Below are 18,338 nucleotides of genomic sequence, written 5' to 3'. Positions count from 1 at the left end.
TCCGCCGTTCGATCCATTCGACATCTGTTGGTTGGGTGTCCGGCCCTGCCCGAGCGACGGGATGGCGACGAACGGGCCGGACCCGCCGTTCGCCGCCCCGCCATTCAGATCGCCGCGTTGAGGTCGTCTGCAATCGTGTTGAAGACGTCCTTGAGATCGTTTCCGACCAGCGTCAGTGCTGCAACGAGGCCGACTGCGATCAGCGCGGCGATCAGGCCGTATTCGATGGCCGTCACGCCTTGTTCGTCTTGAACGAAACCGCGGATTTTCTGGATGAACGTGGACATGGCTACTCTCCTTTCGCACTACTATTGGAATCCCGTTGTCGGGAATCGACGCAGGGAGCGGGGTACTACCGGCACAGCGGCACAACAAAAGGATTCGATGCGGCGCTCAGCGACGCACACGGCAGGGTACGAGCCTGGCCGGGCGAACGATCGTCGGTGAGCTGATGCGTGCGATATGCATGCGCGCTGCGATCTGGCGAATGACGCGATCGAGCAGAACGGCGTAATGACCGTACCGGGCATGCATACGGATTGAATGCTGCTGCGGATAGCCTTCGCGGCATGCAAGCCGCGGCGTGCTCTGGTCTTTCATTTTTATTCCCCAAATGCTGTCATGTGATTCTTGTTGCGCGGACGATGCCGTCGTCTATTCGCTCGGTCGACGTTTCCGCCGGTTTTCACGGCCTGGGCGGCGCATTCCCCGACGCGCCCTCGAGCCGTTGCTTTCCGCAGGTGATTGAGTCCGGTCTTGTCAGCCTGTTGCTTCAACCGGTCTTTCACCACGTCGTCGACTTTCGTGCGGACCTTGACGCAAAGAGCAGGCCAGCCGGAAGGAAATCCAGACCCAGCAAGGGTTCCGGAGATTCACCCGTCAGTCGGGTTTCGGCGCGCTGCACAAAATGTTTCAGATTTGATATACGCACACAGGCCGCCCCGGGGTGCCGGCGGGGCTCCGCCGTGCTGTGCAAGGGCACCCAAAAATTTTCTCGGGACTTTCCCGAATCCGCGCAGCCCGTCGCCCGACGCGAGTTCCGCACACCGCCGGACCGGCGAAAAACCCGGAATGTTTCAGGCGAGAAACATCATTTGCGCCGGTACGGTTTTCTCAGACATGAAAACCCGGTTTTCCGCACTGTCGCTGCCGAGTCGATATCTCACGAGTCAGCCCGCGGTTTGCGTCGCGCGTTTTTTTCTCCAACAATGCATTCACCGGACAGCGCCATCGAATGCGATTCGATCCGGATACACGACAACACAAAAAGGTTGCGGCAGACCACGCAGCCTTCACTGCAAACGGGGCATCATGTACACAGCCAATCGTGGAGTGCGCTATCGCGCCAAACGCTGTGCTCAATGGCTGACAGCCGACCGGATCATTCCGTACAGCTGCATCATGCTGATGCTGTGTGTCGGATTCCTGATCACATGGGGCTTCGTGACGAATACCTTCACGTCACAGACCACCGCACGACCGGGTGTCGACTTCTCCGTCTTCTGGACCGCGTCGCAGCTCGTGCTGCAAGGTCATGCCGCAGCGATCTACGATCCGGTCTTCTTCTCCCATGCCGAGGTAGCGCAATTCGGTGCCTACATAGGTCACCAGTCGCTGCCCTGGCTTTATCCGCCGACGATGCTGCTGTTCATCGCCCCGGTTGCCCTCGTGCCTTTCCTGCCCGCGTATTTCCTCTTTTTTGCGGGCAGTCTTTTATGCTATGCGTACGCCGTCCTGCGACTGTCGGGTCTGCGTGCGCACCTGCCCGCTCCGCGCGCCGCCGCGCTCGTCGTGCTCGCCTACTCGGGCGTGTTCGCGTCCGTCCTGTACGGGCAGAACAGCATCCTGACCGCCGGCATCGCCGCATTCGCGCTGCATTTCCTCGGCCGACGCCCGATCGTCGCCGGCATGCTGATCGGGCTGCTCGCCGTCAAACCGCAGCTGGCGGTGGTGTTTCCGTTCGTGCTGGTCGCGACCCGCTCGTGGCGCACCTTCGCGTCGGCAGCGATCACCACGGTGCTGTTCACCGTGGCCGGCATTGCGCTGACCGGCATCAGCTCCCTGCACGGCCTGGCTCAGGTGATGTCGATCGTGCGCGGCATGCATTTCACCAATCCGGCCTACTGGTTCGTTTCGCCCACGACGTTCGCGGCGCTGCGGCTCGCTGGCGCATCGATTCCGGTCTCGCTCGCCGCCCAGGCCGCCGTGGGGCTGCTCGCAATCACCGCCGCCGTCCAGGTCTGGCGGCGCACGGTCGACATTCGGCTGCGCGCCGCGGCGCTGGTGATCGCCACGCTGTTGACGACCCCCTATCTGTGGCACTACGAACTCGCCTGGCTCGGCATCGCGTTCTTCTGCGTGATCGCCCACGGGTTCGACGAAGGCTGGCTGCCGGGAGACCAGATCGTGATCGTGATCGCGTGGCTGCTGCCGATCTTCGAGGTATTCAACCGGATCACGAAGCTGCCGCAGATCGGCCCGGTCGTGCTGCTCGCCGTGCTGTTCGTCGTCGTGCGTCGCTCGACGCTTGCATCGGGGGGTGCGCGATGAAATCACCACGCGCCCTGTTGCACGTCGATTCGGCAATCGACCCACATCCGGAACTGCCGATCGCCGGCCCGCACCGGTTCCCGCACTGGCTCAATCGTGATCGGGTACGCCTCTATGCGGCCGCGGTACTGCTGACCGAATTGCTGTTCCTCTGCGTCTACCTCGCACGCGTGCATTGGTCGCATACGTCCGTGCCTGAACCGCTCGCGCAGGATCTCGCGCCGCTCTGGGCCGCCGCCCGGCTCGGCGTGCACGGCCATGGGATCGACGCGTGGCATTTCCCCTCGCTGTTCGTGATCGAGAAGCTCGCGATTCCGACGATGAATGCCGCGGACGGTTCGCTGCCGTGGCTCTACCCGCCCACGATGCTGCTGTTCGTGCTGCCGCTCGGCTGGCTGCCGTATATGCTCGCGCTGGTGTTGTGGCTCGGCGTCACGTACGCGCTGTTCGTGGCGACGATCCGGGCAACCGTGCAGCGCGACGCGGCGCTGCTCTGCGCGCTCGCGTTCCCCGGCGCGTTTCTCGCGGTGATCGTCGGACAGACGAGCCTCCTGACCGCGACGCTCGCCGGCTGCGGGCTGCTGATGCTGAATCGCCGCCCCGTCGTCGCCGGCATCTGTTTCGGCATGCTGACGATGAAGCCACAGATGGCGGTGCTGTTCCCGCTCGCGCTGCTGTGCGCCGGACAATGGCGCGCGATGACCGCGTGGGCCGCGACGATCGCCGGCGGCATCGCACTGTCGACGCTCATGTTCGGCGTCGACGCGTGGGTCGTATTCGCGCATGGCTTGCACGACGCATACCAGATGATCGGCACCGGCCACGCACGGCTCGCACGCATGCCGACCGTGTTCGTGCTTGCCACGAGCGCCGGCTGGCCCGCTTCCGTCGCGCTCGGCCTGCAGCTGCTGTCGGCCGCGACCGCCGTGATCGTCGTCGTGTACTCGTGGCGCGGCGCGTGTTCGTATGCGCTGCGCGCCGCGACCCTCGCCTGCGCGTCCCTGATCGTCGGCCCCTATCTGTACGACTACGACCTGACCTGGTACGGGCTCGTGATCGCATGGTACGCACGCTATGCGTGGACGCACGGCTGGCGGCGCTTCGATCGCGAATGGCTGCTGCTGATGTGGGTGATGCCGCTCGCCGGCCTCGTGCTGGTCCCGCATCTGTCGTTCCAGTTCATGCCGCTGGTCACGCTGGCCTCGCTGGCACTGCTCGTCAGCCGGATTGCACAAGAAAGGCACGACGTGCCGTCGATGCCCGACGCACACGACAACTCGACCGAGACCAGCTTCCCGCATCCGGTCCGCCCACACCACCGCCCGGCGCACGGACTGCGCCGCAGCGGCCGCCCGACCTTCGGCGTCGGCCGCTGACACGTCATCACAGGGGAACCCATCATGCGCGAATCGCTCTACACACCGCTCGTCTCGCTGGTCGTACCGTTCTACAACGAAGGCGAAGCCGTCGAACGCTTCTTCGATGTCGTGATCCCGCTGATGGCCGGCCTCGACGCGATCCGCTTCGAGATCGTCTGCGTGAACGACGGCAGCCGCGACGACACGCTCGAGCGCCTGATACGGGTCAGTATGGGCGACCGCCGCGTGCGCGTGATCGATCTCACGCGCAACTTCGGCAAGGAAGCGGCGCTGACCGCCGGTCTGGACGAAGCGGCCGGCGACGCGGTGATCCCGCTCGACGCCGACCTGCAGGATCCGCCGAGCCTGATTCCGGTGATGCTCGAGCACTGGCGCGACGGCGCGGAAGTCGTCGCCGCGAAGCGCAGCAACCGCGCGTGCGATTCGTTCGCGAAGCGCACCGCCGCCGCGATCTACTATCGCGTGCACAACGTGCTGTCGGACGTGAAGCTGCCGGAGAACGTCGGCGACTTCCGGCTGATGGACCGCAAGGTCGTGAACGCGCTGCGCAGCCTGCCCGAGCGCCATCGCTTCATGAAGGGGCTGTTCGCGTGGGTCGGCTACCGGACCGTGATCGTCGAGTACCAGCGCGACGCGCGCAGCGCCGGGCATTCGAAGTTCTCCGGATGGAAGCTGTGGAATTTCGCGATCGAAGGCATCACGAGCTTCAGCACCGTGCCGCTGCGCAGCTGGACCTACATCGGCCTCGGCATCGCCGCGCTCGCGTTCCTGTACGGCGCGTTCATCGTGGGACGCACGCTGCTGTTCGGCAATCCGGTGCACGGCTACGCGTCGCTGCTGTCGGTCGTGCTGTTCATCGGCGGCATCGAGCTCATCGGCATCGGCGTGGTCGGCGAATATATCGGACGCATCTACGACGAGTCGAAGCAACGTCCCGTCTACCTGATCCGCCGCCGCTACCAGGCACACGGCAAGGTGATCGAACTGCCGGTCGCGCGCGATACGCGCCGCGCGGCCGCACGTCGCCGCGTCCAGCCGGCCCGCGTGCGGGTCGGCGCCCGCTGAGCGGCGGAGCCGGCGATGTTCGCACTGCTCTACGCCGAGCGCGTGCGGCTGGCGCGCTTCGGCCTGTCCGGGCTCTGCTCGACCGCGCTGCACGTGCTGATCGCGTCCGCGCTGTACGCGCTCTTCGATGCGACGCAAGTGATCGCGAACGCCGTCGCGTTCGTCGGCGCGACGGCGTTCTCGTATCTCGCGAATACGCTGTGGAGCTTCTCGTCGACGGTGCATTCGCGCAACCTGGTGCGCTATCTGACCGTGGCGCTGGCCGGCTTCGCCGAAACGATGGCGCTCGCGCGCGCCGCCGAACTGCTCGACGTGCCGCGCGGCTGGGCCATCGTCGCGATCGCGCTGCTGATCCCGCCGACGATGTTCGTGCTGCACCGGGTGTGGACGTATCGGTGAATCCTTCACGCCGGCGTCGCGATATGCGATTTCGGCGATTGCAAACGCGCAATCGATACAAGGTCCGCCGGCGCGGCCGGCTGCATGCCCTCGTGACATCGCCGAGCCATTCCACGCATCGCGACGAACGCATCCGCATCGGATTGCGTCGTCGGGGAGCAGGCCGGTTTCATCGCGAAGCCGGTCGCCGGATGCGCATGGACGATGTCGAGCATCGCGTTCGGGACGGCCCGCGGTAGGGTCGAAGCATTCATCGATCCGTCACGGAACCATCGCACCAGAGACGAGCGATGCCTGCTAGCATGGCGCGTGGCCTGTCCGAATCGCGATGCTACCGGCAACATGTCGCGCGGCGGTACGGGTCGCGCCGTCGCCTCCGTGTCGGTCATGCCGGAGCACGTCGACGCGGACGCTTCCCGCGGCACGCGTCGTGCGTGGCCATCATTCGCCCTCCACCCGACGGCCGGCTTCGCCGCATGCTGTCGCGCGCGCCGCCGGCACGAGATCCGTCCATGCCCAGGAAAAAATCCAGTCTCTGGCTGCGGCCTTTCGACCTGTTGACCGCCGCGACGCGCGCGCGGCCGAAAAGAAAGACCGCCAAACCAGCGCCATCGGCGAAGCGCCCCGCCACCGCACGAACCACGCGTCCCGCCCGCGCGCCGGCGCCTGCCGCCCGCACGTCGCCGCGCCAGGCACCGGGCACGTGGCTGCGCTCGTTTCATTCCGCGCGCCCCGCCGCCGGCCAGCTCGTCAACCATCTCGCGTACGCGCTGTACCTGCCCGCCGCACCGGCGACGACCGACGGCCTGCCCGTCGTCGTCATGCTGCACGGCTGCAAGCAGACCGCCGAGTCGTTCGCCGCTGGCACCCGTATTTGCCGTGTCGCCGAGCGCGCCGGATTTGCCGTGCTGTTTCCCGAACAGGCGAAGACCGCCCACGCCCATCGCTGCTGGAACTGGCATGGCGATGCGTCGCAGTCGGAGGCCCCGGCGATCGCATCGCTCGTCGACGCGATCGTGCGGGAGCGCGGGTTCGATCGCGACCGCATCTATCTGGCCGGCATCTCGGCCGGCGCCGGGCTGGCCGCGCGTCTGGCGCTCGACTTTCCCGATCGCTTCGCGGCCGTCGGCCTGCACTCAGGGCCGGCCATCGCGCCGCCGTTGTCGACGATGGCCGCGATGAGCCTGATGCGCCGCGGTCTGCGCGACGATCCGGTACGCGTCGTCGATGCCTGCGTCGACGGGCGCGCTTATCCGGGCATGCCGGCACTCGTCGTGCACGGCGGGCTCGACACGGTCGTCGCCGAGCAAAATGCGCTGCAGCTGGGTGTCGCGTTCGCGCGGATCAATCGGCTCGTCGACGCGCAGGGTGATCTGCGCGTCGGCGAGCAACATACTTACGCGCACGACGATGCGGATTACACCGACTATCTGCGCGGCGGCACGCTGATCGTGCGGGTCTGCATCGTGCGCCGCCTGGCGCACGCGTGGAGCGGCGGCGATCCGCGCGAAGCATTCCACTCCGCGACCGGGCCGGACGCGACCGCGATGTTCTGGAATTTCTTTCGAAGGCGGCGGCGCAAGCGGTAGCGGAGCGACGCGTCGCCTGTCATTCACGCGCGTTGCCCGACTGCCGCCGCCGCGTCCGCATGGCCCTGCGCGCGCCGGATCGGCAGTCGAACGCGGAACGTCGTGCCGCGCCCCGGCTCGCTCGTCACGTCGATTGTGCCGCGATGACGCTCGACGATCCCGTGCGACACCGACAACCCGAGCCCCGTTCCCTGCCCGACCGGCTTCGTCGTGAAGAACGGATCGAAGATCCGCCGGACGATATCGGGCGTCATGCCGGTTCCGGTATCGCTGATCGCGATCGACACCTGCTCGCCGTCGCTCGACGTGCGGATCGTGATCACGCCGCGCGTCGGCATCGCATGCGCCGCGTTGACGAGCAGGTTCATGAACACCTGGTTCAGCTGCGATGGAAGACATTCGACCAGCGGCAGGTCGCCGTACTCGCGCACGATGTCGGCCTTGTACTTGAGTTCGTTGTGGACGACGTTGAGCGTGCTTTCGAGGCCCGCGTGGATATCGGCCACGCTCCACTCGCCGCTGCCCGGCCGCGAGAAATCGCGCAAGTCCTGCACGATCCGGCGCACGCGCACCGCGCCGTCGATCGATTCGTCGATCAGCGTCACGATCTCGTCGCGCACGTAGTCGAGATCGGCCGCGCCGCGCAGCGCCGTCAGCGCGTCGCGCACCGCGGGTTCGAGCTGCGGCAGCGCGGCTTCGTGCGCGGCGATCACGTCCAGCAGGCTGCGCACCCATGTCCTCAGCGTATTGAGGTTCGCGCTGATGAAGCCGATCGGATTGTTGATCTCGTGCGCGACGCCGGCCGCGAGTTGGCCGATCGACGCGAGTTTTTCCGATTGCAGCAGCTGCACGTGGGTGTCCTCGAGCGCGCGCAGCAAGCGCCGCTGTTCGTCCTTCTCCTGTTCGAGCCGACTCTGCGCCGCGCGGCGCTCGTCGATCTCGCTCGCCATGTTCTCGCGCGTGCGTTGCAGCATCGCCGTCGTCTGCTCGTAGCGCCGCAACGCCGTTTCGAGTTCGGCGGTGCGCAGTCGCACCAGCCGTTCGAGCGTGTCCGTCATGCCGCGCAGAAAGGTTGTGCGCGCATCGAAGCGGCAAACGAGCAGCGTGACGATCAGCGTCGCCGTCGTGAACAGCGCGATGGTCGTCGCGAGCCACGGCGCGTCGATGCCGTTCGCGGCGCCGCAGCGCGCGTCCGGCGCGAAATGCGCGGCCGCCATCGCCGTGTAGTGCATGCCCGTGATCGCGATGCCCATGATCAGCGCGGCGCCGATGCGTTGCGCGGTCGCGTGGCGCGCCTGTTGCGCGCGCAACGTCTGCGCCATCCAGAGCGCGGCGGTCGACGCGATCACGGCCACGCCGATCGATGCCGCGAACAGCGCGGGCTCGTAGCGGATGCCCGGCGCCATGCGCATCGCGGCCATGCCCGTGTAATGCATCCCGACGATCCCGGCGCCCATCAGCGCGCCGCCCGCGAGCAGGTGCCGGCGGCTCAACCGCGCACGCGTGACGACGTTCAGCGCGAAATACGACACGAGCACCGCGATCGCAAGCGACGCGCCTGTATCCGGCAGCGCATAACCGAGCGGAATCGGCAGCGACAGCGCCAGCATCCCGACGAAATGCATCGACCAGATTCCGGTGCCCATCGCGGCCGCACCGCCTGCCAGCCACGCGCGCTTGAGCCGCGGGTCGTCGAGCAGCGAGATGAACGCCGCCAGGTCGAGCGCCGTATAGGAGGCCAGTGTCGCGATGACGAGCGACAGCAGGACCAGCAGCAGGTTATAGGTGCCATGCATGATCGGCGTCCCGGTCGAAATGAACGCGGTGCCGCGGCGGAGCGGCCCCGTGCAGCGTCACGCGGGCGGCGCGGCGGCGCTCGCCGGCGTCGACGCGGCCGCGCCGGTCTGCACGAGAATGTCGAACGACGTGCCCTCGCGTGCTTCGAAGCGCCGCACGAGCTCGATCTGGTGCGCCGACATCACGCTGCCCTTCGTCATCAGCAGCACGCCGCGATGCGTGCGCAGATCGTCGGCGAGCTGCATCCCTTCGCGCAGTTGTTCGGACCGGATCTCCGCGACGGACGCCGCGATGCGCAGGCTCGCCGGATCCCGCACCAGCTCGATGAAGCGCGCGACGAGCAGCGGGTCGTAACGCACGCCGGCCTGCGAATGCAGCACGTCGATCGCCTGTTCGACCGAATGCGGCGAGCCGATCTCGCCGTTTCGCAACCCCTCGAAATCGCGCGCGATCGCGACGATCCGCGAGCCGAGCGGGATCGCGTCGCCCGCCAGGCCGTCGGGCGTGCCGCGGCCGTTGAAGCGCTCGTACTGGTGCAGCACGATCGACGCAACCTTGTGCAGCTGCGCGACCGGCGTGAGCACCATCTGCGCGCGCAGCGGATGCTGCTGGAACAGGCTGTGCTCGTCCGTCGTCATCTTGACGAGCGGCTTGTGCAGCAGTTCGTCGGGCAGCGACAGCTTGCCGATGCCGTGCAGCAGTCCCGCGTAATACACGTCCTGCGCGTGCAGGCTGCTCATCCCGGCCGACAGCGCGAGACGGCGCGCGATCTCGCCCACGCGCATCGCATGGCCGCTCGCCGATCCGCAGCGCATTTCGATCATGCTCGCGCAGACCTGGACCATCGCGGTGAAACTGCTTTTCAGGTCGTGCTGTGCGGCTTCGAGGAACATCACGGTTTGGCCGAGTTCCTCGGTGCGCGCGCGCACCTGCGTTTCGAGTTCCGTGTTGAAACGGCGCAGCGCGTCGTTCTGCGCTTCGGTCAGCGCGGCCAGCCGCGCGGCTTCGCCGCGCAGGCGCCGCTGCTCGAGCGCCTGCTCGAGGGTCATCAGCAGGTCGTGATCGTCCCACGGCTTGTTCAGGTAGCGATACACGCCGCCTTCGTTGACGGCCGCCACGATCGATGCGATGTCGGAATAACCGGTCAGCAGGATGCGCATCGTGTCCGGATACAGCGCGCGGGCGCGGGCGAGAAACGCCGCGCCGCTCATGGTCGGCATGCGCATGTCGGACACGATCAGGTCGACTTCGGTCGACGCGAGGATCTCGAGCGCGGCTTCGCCGCTTTCGGCGGTCAGGATTTGGTAGCCCGCAGGCCGCAGCACGCGCCGCAGCGCGGACAGCACGCTCGGCTCGTCGTCGACCAGCAGGATCGATGCGGCGGCGGCGGGGGTGTCGGATGCGGCTTCGGCGATCGATTCGGGTGGTGTAACGTTCGTTCCGTTTGTCGCGGATGTCGTCATGGCAGGCCTCGGATTGTTTATCTTCACCACCTCTGTGACATCGGCGCGTGCCGCGTATTCCGTATTGGGGAAAACGCTGATTCGTATGAACCGAGGCGGCATGCGCCGCACGACCGGCAGCGCGCGAGCCGGTCATCCGGAACGCGCGACCACGACTTCCGGTATCGTTGCGGAACGCGTCGATCGCGGCGCCCCCGTCGCATCGCGATCCGTTCGCCTCATTCACCCCACAGGAGCATTCATGATTCTGGAAATGGCATCGCTCGAAATCGATCCGTCGCAGGCCGAGCCATTCGAGGCGGCGGTCCGCCAGGCCCTCCCGCTGTTCGCCCGTGCGCGCGGCTGCGGCGGCGCCGAGCTGCATCGCGTGATCGAGCGCAGCGGCGGCTACCTGCTCGTCGTCAAATGGGACAGCGTCGACGATCACATGGTGCATTTCCGGCAGTCAGACGACTTCCAGGCGTGGCGCCAGCTCGCCGGGCCGTTCTTCAAGAGCCCGCCGCAGGTCGTGCATACGGAAGTCGCGGTGAAGTAAGCGCGGTGAAGCAACCGCCGCAACGAGCCAACCGATCCATCGCGGATGACGCTGCGTCGGCGCCCTGACCGTCCGCCGCGCCAGCGCACCCGCCTTCCCAACGAGCCCTTTCATGACCGTCGACCCTTCCGTCCTCTCCGCGTTTACGCCGACCGGCAAGCTGCGCGCGTCGATCAATCTCGGCAATCCGATCCTCGCGAACCGCGACCCGGTGACGGGCGAGCCGTTCGGCGTGTCGATCGACCTCGCGCGCGCGTTCGCCGACCGGCTGTCGGCCGAACTCGAACTCGTCGTGTTCGATACGGCCGCCAAGTCGGTGCAGGCGCTGACCGAGGAGCGCGCCGATTTCGGCTTCTTCGCGGTCGATCCGCTGCGCGGCGAAACGGTCGCGTTCACCGAGCCCTATGTGCTGATCGAAGGCTTCTATCTCGTGCGCGACGCTTCGCCGATCCGCGGCAACGCGGACGTCGACCAGCCGCACAACCGCGTGGCGGTCGGCAAGGGCAGCGCGTACGACCTGTTCCTCACGCGTGAGCTGAAGGCGGCGCAGATCGTGCGCGCGCCGACGTCGCAGGCCGTCGTGCCGACCTTCGTCGAGCAGCAGCTCGAAGTCGCGGCCGGCGTGAAGCAGCAGCTCGAGGCCGATGCGGCGAAGACGCCGGGCCTGCGCCTGCTCGGCGAGCGTTTCATGGTGATCCGCCAGGCGATGGGCGTGCCGAAGAGCCGCGGCGAAGCGGCCGCGGCGGTGCTCGGCGCATTCGTCGAGGCAATGAAGGCGTCGGGCTTCGTCGCGGAGTCGCTGCGGCGGCATGGCATCGTCGGGGCGTCGGTCGCACCGCTGGCCTGATTCGCACACTCGTCAAGTGTCGACGACGATGCCGTCGCGTCAGGTTCGCGCGGCCTGTCGACCACCCGGCGCCACCTGGCACTCGACACTTCGCTCGCGCGGCTGAACGTCGTCATCGGCGGGATTCGGCGCGGCACGGCGTTTTGCGAACGGCTGCCCGTGCGCGCGTTCATGATGCGGCGCGATGTCCCGCTGCTGTTGCGCCGGCGGGCGATCGAGGTGCTGCCGTCGCGGGGTGCGCGGACGATGGGGACGCCGCGGCGCCCGGCCCGGCAGGCGGCTGCGACGCGGAAGCGGAAGCGGAAGCGGAAGCAGGCGCCGGATTCGGCGGCGACGAGGCGGGTTGGCTCGTGCGGGCACTCCCTGCCGAGCCTGACGCCGCTGATCCAGAAGCTGCTGGTCCTGAGCCCGCTGATCCCGACGCCGCCGACCCCGAACCTGCTGACCCCGAACCCACTGCCCCTGAACCCGCCGCCCCCGAACCCGCCGCCCCCGAACCCGCCGCTCCCGAACCCGCCGCTCCCGAACCCGCCGCCCCCGAACCCGCCGCCCCAACAGCCGGCGGCGCACGCAGCCCACCGTCCAGCGCGGTCCTACGAGCGGCCATGTCGGCCTGTTCGGCACTGCGCTGGGCGGCGCGATCGGCGGACAGGCGCGCCGCTTCTGCATCCGGATTGATCGTGTTGACGCGGATGCGTTCGACGTCCCCCACACCCGCCAGCCGGTTCAACGGCACGTAATCCGTCCGAAACACCAGTTCGACGCCGCTGCTCAGGTTGAGATCGGCGTGCGAGCTCTCGGTCGTCTGGGTCCGGTCGGTCGACACGTAGCCGATCGTGCTCTGCACGTTGGCCTCCGCACCCCACGGCCCGAAGCGCGCGCCCCCGCTCACGCCCACCGTGTTGCGCGTGTCGAACTGCGAACCGCGGTCGTTGGCGGCGACGCTGCTCGCGTCGATATGGAAATTCATCGCGGCGTTGAGCCGCCCGCTCTCGATGACGATGCGCTGCAAACCCATCTGCACCATCGTCGCGAGCAACTGCTGGCGGTTGCGGGCCAGCACCTGCTGGGCGAGCGGCACCAGGCGCTCGGGATCGGCGGCCGTCACCGCATCGCCCGGCCCCAATCCCAGCGCGGTGCGCAGCGCCGCTTCCGCCGGCGGGGTCGCGCCCGCACGCAACGCCAGCCGGGTCGACGCATCGCGCTCGGCCTGCAGTTCCTGCTGGCGCTGGCGGCGCTCGTCCGGCGGCAGGCCCGCCAGTTCGTCGGCGTCGTCGGCGGCCTCGTCATCGCCGGTGACCTCGTAGGCGGTGGGGAAATGCTCGGCCAGCCACTGCCGCGCGCCGGCGATGCCGACGTTGCTGTCCGCGAAGCCTTCGGTGGTCTGCGCGACATTGCGGATCAGGTCGACGAACGCGGTCAGCTGCTGCTGGTTCGAATCGTTCATCGCCTTGAAGACGCCCGTGATCAGCTCGGTCACGAAGCGCGGGAACGACACCGCGTTGAGCACGGCCCGCGTGGTGCCGGCCATCCGGTCGATGGCGGTGCCCGAATACGCCGAGCCCGCGTCCTGCGCGACGGCCAGTGCGGTGCCGGGACGCGCCGCGAGCTCGTCATGATCGACCGCGAGCGAGCCGATCCGTGCCAGTCCGGACGCGAGATCGCGGCGCATGGCCGGATCGAGTGCGCCGAAGCCCTGCTGCGCGGACAGCAGTTCACGGACACGGTGGCGAACGTCGGGCCGCGGCACCGGCGAACGCGCAAGGTGGGCGGTTGCCGTCATTTCGGCGGCTCCGCCGCGCATCGCGCATTCCGCGTCCCGCAACACGTGAAGCACGGCCAGACGGGCGACGGCACGTCCGCCGCCGTCGGCACCCGGGTTCTGCCGCCCGTCTCGCGACGGCCTGAGCGACGCGGTTCCATGTCAGCTTCCGAGCGCCGCCCACGGGTTCGACGGCGCGGCCGGGCGCGCGGCCGGCGGCACGGCGCGGCCGTCGTCCGGGACGGAAGACACCTGGCCGTCGGGTTTCTCGCCGAGGCTGAGCGTCGCCTCGATCCAGTCGGCGGCGGAGGCGATCACCGGATTGTCGGTGCGCAGCAGCGGCGACGCGCCGTCCAGCGCATCCGCGACGTCCGCCAGCCATGCGATCACGGTCATCCCGGCTTTGCCGCGCCGGACATAGGCGGCAGGCTGGGCCGGCGGCTGCCGCGAAAGCCGGCCGATGCCGGCCACCACGCCCCAGATGTCGCGCGCGGCGAAGCCGTGACGCAGGTCGGCATGGCCGAGGATCGCGAACGCGTCCCTGAGCATGCCGACGATCTCGCCGGCCATGAACGCGGTCACGCCGGTACAGGCGGCGCCGAGATTCTGCGCGAGCGCGCGCGCGGCGTTGCGGACCCGCGCCTGGCGCCCGGGATCCCCGCCCGGGTCGGCACCGGGCGTCTCGTCGAGCTTGTAGAGCGCCTCGCAAAGCACGAGCATGCATTCCTCGAACTGGACGTTGCGCTCGGCATCGGCGGCGGCCGGGCCGTACGCGGTGCCGAACAACCGTGCATAGAACGCCGCGCGCTCGCCGGCCGCGAGCTTCTCGGCGCGGTGACGCCACCAGTTGGCGACCAGCGGCTCCGCGCCGCCGAGATCGACGCCGACGGCGCCGCTCGCCGACAGGCCGGCGAGCGCCTCGACCGCGGGGATCACGCCCGCGGGCTCGAGGTCGGCCGCCAGATAGAGCGACGCGAGCGCCCGCAGCTGCGCCTTGTCGATGCGCGCGGCAACGGGATCGGGAATCGCGATGTCGCCGAGCTCGTCGAGCGCGAACGCGAGGCCGTGCGCGGTCGCGCGCTCGACGAGCCGCTCCCCCGACCGGATGGCCGCCGCGAGCCCGGCATCCACCGGCGGGACGATGAGCATGCGCGCCATGATTCAGTGCTGCCCGGCCGGCACGCCGGCGGCGGGGGCTGGCTTGTTGGGGTTGTACGGCGTCGAGTTGCCCTGGATCACCGACATCATCTCGGGCGTCGCCATCTTGTCGAGCGGCAGGTAGTCGCTCTTGAAGTTGACGCGGACCTCGCCCGACAGCTTCGCCTTCACCTCGGCCTTCGATTCGCTCGTGTCGTCGAGCGCCGACCCGACCGTGGCCACGTGTTCCTGCTGCCCCTCGAACGCGGCGTCGGCCGAATACGGCGTGTACCAGCTGCCGTAATGGGCGTTGAGCGATTCCTTGTATTTCTGGCTCTCGCGGTCGTGCATCGACGCGGTGTAGGTGCGTTTCGCCGTGTCGCTGGCGCGCATGTCGAACACCACCTTGGCGTTGATCGACCCGTCGGTGACGACGATGCGGTTGATGCCGAGCATGACCATCGACGACAGCAGCTGCTGGCGCTGCTTCGCCATCTGCAGGCGCGCCGCGGTGACGAGGCGCAGTTCCGACTTGTCGTCGGACAGGTCGGTCACGGGCGGATCGAGGTTGTAGTTCCGGCTGATCTCGGCAAGCCGCTGCTGCGCGTTGTCGCCCTGCGCCACCAGCCGCGTCGGGGCCGCCGCCGCGGCCGCGCCGGCGCTGTTCGCGTCGAACGCGTCGGCGCCATCCTGCGCCTGCACCGACAGCACGTCGGGAAACGAATCGGCGAGATAGTCGCGGCCGGCGCCTTCGCTGATGTTGTCGCTCATGAACTGGGCGGTGGTCTTGGCGACATTGGCGATCAGCTCGCCATACGCACGCATCTGCTCGATCGAGCTCTCGACGATCGCCTGGAACACGTTCTTGATCAGGCCTCCTACGAATTTCGGAAAATCGACCTTCTGCACCATCTGGCCGAACTGCTCGACGCCCTGCTTCACCGCGCCGGCCTGGAAGTCCTTGCCGGCGAAGCCGGGATCCTGCGCGAGCTGGCGCTTGGTCGCGGTGACGGGATCGTCGGCCAGCGCCGCGGCGGCCGGCGCCGGACCCGGCTGCGCGAGCGGGTGCGCGAGGCCGGTGGGCGGCAGTTCGCCGTTCGCCTCGCGCTCGGCGATCTCGGCATGCACGCCGTTCGGGTCGGCCAGGTAGGCGAGCACCCGCACCGTATCGGCGGCGATGCGGCGGCGCTCGTCGTCGGGCAGGTCGAGGAACGACGGAATCGCGGTGAGCAGGCGGCGCACCTCGGGCCGCGTCGCGTCGAACGCGGCGGCGCTCGTGGGCGGCCGCACCGGGTGGAGCGCGTCGGGGGGAGCGGGCAGGCGCATGGCTCAGTTTCCCCTGGCCGCAGCCGGCGCCGGCGCGGCGGCCGGCGCCGCCGCCGGGGCTGAAGCCGCCGCGGGGGCTGAAGCCGCCGGCGGCGTTTTCGGGCTGGGCAGCACGTTCGGATCGGCCGGCGTCGCGTTGCCGGTGATGGTGGCGATCATCTGCGGCGTCGCCATCTTGTCGAGCGGCAGGTAGTCGCTCTTGAAGTTGACGTCGACCGCGCCGGACAGCTGGATCTTCGTCTGCATCGCCGCGTTGCTGGTTTCCGACGCGGCCGTCGACGCGGTGATGATCGGCTTGTTCTCGTATTCGTAGTCGCCCTTCGCGTAGTAGTCGGCGCTGTACTGGCGGCCGTTGTCCTTGTCGTTGCTGGAGTCGTACTTGCCGCCGCGATCGTAGGTGCCCTTGCCGGCGTAGGTCGACTGGACGTTGCCGTCCTTGTCGCGGGCGAGGTCGACCGCGGTGGCGCTGCGCTGCTTCGAAAGCGTGTCCTGCGCGCGCACGTCGTAGATGATCTTCGCGGAGATCTTGCCGTCGGTGACGACGATGCGGTTGATGCCCATCAGCACGATCGACGCCAGCATCTGCTGGCGCTGCTTGGCGAGCTGCATCTTGAAGCGGTTGACGATCGCCAGCTCGGAGGCCTCGTCCGACAGGTCGAAGGTATCGCCGTCGCCCATCTGCAGGCGCGCACGCACGGTCTTCGACGCTGCGTCCGGGTCGACGCCGTCGCGCACCTGCACGCGCGGGCTCGGCGTGTCGCCGCTGTCGTCCATGCCGATCTCGAACAGGTCGGGAAACTGGCCGACCATATGATCGCGCGCCTGGTTCTCCGTCACATGTTCGTCGGCGAACTGGCCGAGCGATTTCGCCACCTGCGCGATCATTTCCTGATACGCCTTCATCTGCTCGATCGAGCTGTGCGTGATCGACTGGAACACGCCGCTGATCAGGCTCGCGACGAAGGTCGGGAACTTGACCTGGTTCAGCAGCTCGCCCGCGACCGCCGCGCCCTCGTGCGCGGCCGCCGCGGTGAATTTGGACTTGCCGATGCTGTCGACGGCCTGGTTGTGCGTCGAGAAATCCGCCTCGTGCGCGGAATGATCCGTGTTGTCGTCGAGCGCGCGCGCCGGCGCGGTGCCCACCCCGCCCGGAATCTCGTGGCCGGCGAACCCTTCGGGCCGCGCGAGGTAATCGGCGATCAACGCGGTGTTGCGCGCGATATCGCGGCGATCGGCGTCGGGCATCGCGTTGAACGCCTGCGACCGGGTCAACATCTGCGCGACGCCTTGGCGCACCTCGTCGGCGGGCACCGGCGGCGTGTGACGCGGAGCGGCCGCCGCGGCGCGTGGCGGCGGCGGCGCGATCGGCGTGGAACGGGCAGCTTGCGGGAACATGGCGACCTCGCGGGAAACGCGTGACGACGCGATTCGGATTCAGTTGGCCTGGGCGGGCGCGTCCACAGGCAGTTCGAACTCGATGGGGCGCAGGTAGAGACTCACCCGTGCCGGGCAGGCCGCGTCCGTGCGCAGGCTGATGATCGAGAAGCGGCCCGGCCAGTGCGCGTCCTCCGGCGTGAACGCGCCCATCCAGCGCTCGAGCGCCTGCAATCCGCGCGGACGCTCGGCGAGCCCCATCGTCAGCAGGCTGAGGAACGCGGGCGGCACGTCGGGGATCGCCGACAGCAGCACGTAAAGCTCGAAATCCGGCCCGTCCGGGCCGAGCCCGAACGCGAGCAGCGCGCCGTGCGGCGGCAGGTCGAAGCGCCCGCCGAGCACCAGCCCCAGGAGCTGCATGATGCCGGGCAGCCGATGGCCGATGCCGAGCGCATCCATGACCGGCTGCAGATCGGCGAGCCGCAGCGCGCGGGTGCACGCGAACGTGAGCCGCTGGCCGCCGAGATCGCGCTGGGCCGCCATCGTGGTGAAGAGCGGCTTGAGCCCCGGCACCATCTGCAGCGCGGCCTGGACGATGCCGGCCAGGTCGCGGGGCAGGTTCTCGATCGTGCCGGCATCGCCGGGCAGCTCGTAGTACACCTTGGACGCATAGAGCCCGTCGCGGTCGTAGCTGGAGCCGAAGAACGCGCCGTAGTCGAGGTTGCCGCCCGGCCGCGCGAAGCCCCGGAACGGCTCGCTCGCCTGATCGAACCAGTGCAGCGCCTCGCGGCCGATGAAGTCGCGGATCAGCTTGCGCATTTCGCGGGTCGACTCGTCGCGCCGGTCGATCGCCGACGCCTCCGGCGGCAACGGCTCGATCGTGAAGCGCAGCTTGCCCGGCTGGCTTTCCGAGAAGCTGGGCTCGAACGGCACCGCCATCGGCATCAGCGCGTTGTCGCGGAACCGCAGATCGTCGGCGCCGTCGCCGAAGGTGCGCAGGAACAGGTCGCGCGACGGCGCGAATGGATCGGCGGTGCCGAGGCTTCGCGCGGCGCTTTTCAGGCGGCGTTCGACCCGGGCGACGACCGGTTCGCGGATTGAGGTCAGGGGCATGG

17 protein-coding genes are annotated in these 18,338 nt (G+C 68.4%); 7 read left to right on the top strand and 10 right to left on the bottom strand.

All coding sequences use genetic code 11. From position 1 onward, the window contains the following. Window positions 1–104: 104 nt before the first annotated feature. Both NQV17_RS24720 and NQV17_RS24715 read right to left on the bottom strand, forming a co-directional pair. On the bottom strand, window positions 105–287 hold the full coding sequence (locus tag NQV17_RS24720; protein ID WP_257774237.1) for a Flp family type IVb pilin: 183 nt from the start codon (window positions 285–287) through the stop codon (window positions 105–107). A gap of 106 nt (window positions 288–393) precedes the next feature. Then, complete coding sequence (locus NQV17_RS24715; protein WP_257774236.1) at window positions 394–600, bottom strand: hypothetical protein; 207 nt, start codon at window positions 598–600, stop codon at window positions 394–396. 711 nt (window positions 601–1,311) lie between these two features. On the opposite strand from NQV17_RS24715, the gene NQV17_RS24710 reads away from it, so the two are divergent. From NQV17_RS24710 to NQV17_RS24695, 4 genes are read left to right on the top strand one after another with little or no spacing between them, the layout of a single operon-like run. Further along, window positions 1,312–2,550 carry a glycosyltransferase family 87 protein gene (locus tag NQV17_RS24710; protein WP_257774309.1) on the top strand — a complete coding sequence of 413 codons (1,239 nt, stop codon included), beginning with the start codon at window positions 1,312–1,314 and terminating at the stop codon, window positions 2,548–2,550. Next, window positions 2,547–3,926 (top strand): glycosyltransferase family 87 protein, encoded by a 1,380-nt coding sequence (locus NQV17_RS24705; protein ID WP_257774235.1) that lies wholly within the window; start codon window positions 2,547–2,549, stop codon window positions 3,924–3,926. Before NQV17_RS24710 ends, NQV17_RS24705 begins: the two co-directional genes overlap by 4 nt. Before the next feature lie 24 nt (window positions 3,927–3,950). Then, window positions 3,951–4,994, top strand: coding sequence for a glycosyltransferase family 2 protein (locus tag NQV17_RS24700; protein ID WP_257774234.1), 1,044 nt, complete (start codon window positions 3,951–3,953; stop codon window positions 4,992–4,994). A gap of 15 nt (window positions 4,995–5,009) precedes the next feature. Then, entirely contained in the window at window positions 5,010–5,393 is a 384-nt protein-coding gene (locus tag NQV17_RS24695) for a GtrA family protein (protein ID WP_124519900.1), read from the top strand. A 5-nt stretch (window positions 5,394–5,398) separates the two neighbouring features. Here the strand turns inward: NQV17_RS24695 and NQV17_RS24690 are convergent, their stop codons facing one another. Next, entirely contained in the window at window positions 5,399–5,608 is a 210-nt protein-coding gene (locus tag NQV17_RS24690) for a hypothetical protein (RefSeq protein WP_257774233.1), read from the bottom strand. Between the two features lie 297 nt (window positions 5,609–5,905). On the opposite strand from NQV17_RS24690, the gene NQV17_RS24685 reads away from it, so the two are divergent. Next, window positions 5,906–6,982, top strand: coding sequence for a PHB depolymerase family esterase (locus tag NQV17_RS24685; RefSeq protein ID WP_257774232.1), 1,077 nt, complete (start codon window positions 5,906–5,908; stop codon window positions 6,980–6,982). Window positions 6,983–7,005: 23 nt separating this feature from the next. Here NQV17_RS24685 and NQV17_RS24680 read toward each other — a convergent pair whose 3' ends face one another. Further along, window positions 7,006–8,778 carry a histidine kinase gene (locus tag NQV17_RS24680; protein ID WP_257774231.1) on the bottom strand — a complete coding sequence of 591 codons (1,773 nt, stop codon included), beginning with the start codon at window positions 8,776–8,778 and terminating at the stop codon, window positions 7,006–7,008. Between the two features lie 57 nt (window positions 8,779–8,835). Continuing rightward, entirely contained in the window at window positions 8,836–10,242 is a 1,407-nt protein-coding gene (locus tag NQV17_RS24675) for an HD domain-containing phosphohydrolase (RefSeq protein ID WP_257774230.1), read from the bottom strand. 241 nt (window positions 10,243–10,483) lie between these two features. Here NQV17_RS24675 and NQV17_RS24670 point away from each other — a divergent pair, with 241 nt between their 5' ends. Together NQV17_RS24670 and NQV17_RS24665 are read left to right on the top strand one after the other, a co-directional pair. Next, window positions 10,484–10,777, top strand: coding sequence for an antibiotic biosynthesis monooxygenase (locus NQV17_RS24670; protein WP_044844322.1), 294 nt, complete (start codon window positions 10,484–10,486; stop codon window positions 10,775–10,777). A gap of 112 nt (window positions 10,778–10,889) precedes the next feature. Beyond that, window positions 10,890–11,624, top strand: a complete 735-nt coding sequence (locus NQV17_RS24665) for an ABC transporter substrate-binding protein (RefSeq protein ID WP_257774229.1) — start codon at window positions 10,890–10,892, stop codon at window positions 11,622–11,624. 169 nt (window positions 11,625–11,793) lie between these two features. On the opposite strand, the gene NQV17_RS24660 is transcribed toward NQV17_RS24665, so the two are convergent. From NQV17_RS24660 to NQV17_RS24640, 5 genes are all read right to left on the bottom strand, one after another. Next, on the bottom strand, window positions 11,794–13,296 hold the full coding sequence (locus tag NQV17_RS24660; RefSeq protein ID WP_257774228.1) for a hypothetical protein: 1,503 nt from the start codon (window positions 13,294–13,296) through the stop codon (window positions 11,794–11,796). Window positions 13,297–13,548: 252 nt separating this feature from the next. Beyond that, entirely contained in the window at window positions 13,549–14,544 is a 996-nt protein-coding gene (locus NQV17_RS24655; RefSeq protein WP_257774227.1) for a hypothetical protein, read from the bottom strand. Window positions 14,545–14,547: 3 nt separating this feature from the next. Continuing rightward, a complete protein-coding gene (locus NQV17_RS24650) occupies window positions 14,548–15,849 on the bottom strand; it encodes a hypothetical protein (protein WP_257774226.1) in 1,302 nt (433 codons plus the stop codon). A 3-nt stretch (window positions 15,850–15,852) separates the two neighbouring features. Beyond that, complete coding sequence (locus NQV17_RS24645) at window positions 15,853–17,244, bottom strand: hypothetical protein (RefSeq protein ID WP_257774225.1); 1,392 nt, start codon at window positions 17,242–17,244, stop codon at window positions 15,853–15,855. A 39-nt stretch (window positions 17,245–17,283) separates the two neighbouring features. Then, on the bottom strand, window positions 17,284–18,336 hold the full coding sequence (locus NQV17_RS24640) for a hypothetical protein (protein WP_124487344.1): 1,053 nt from the start codon (window positions 18,334–18,336) through the stop codon (window positions 17,284–17,286). Between the last annotated feature and the right edge of the window lie 2 nt (window positions 18,337–18,338).

The sequence above is a fragment of the Burkholderia sp. SCN-KJ genome (assembly GCF_024656005.1).
In the GTDB taxonomy this organism is placed as follows: domain Bacteria; phylum Pseudomonadota; class Gammaproteobacteria; order Burkholderiales; family Burkholderiaceae; genus Burkholderia.
The sequence above is the reverse complement of the archived record's forward strand: the minus strand, read 5'-3'. Positions and strand labels throughout refer to the sequence as shown.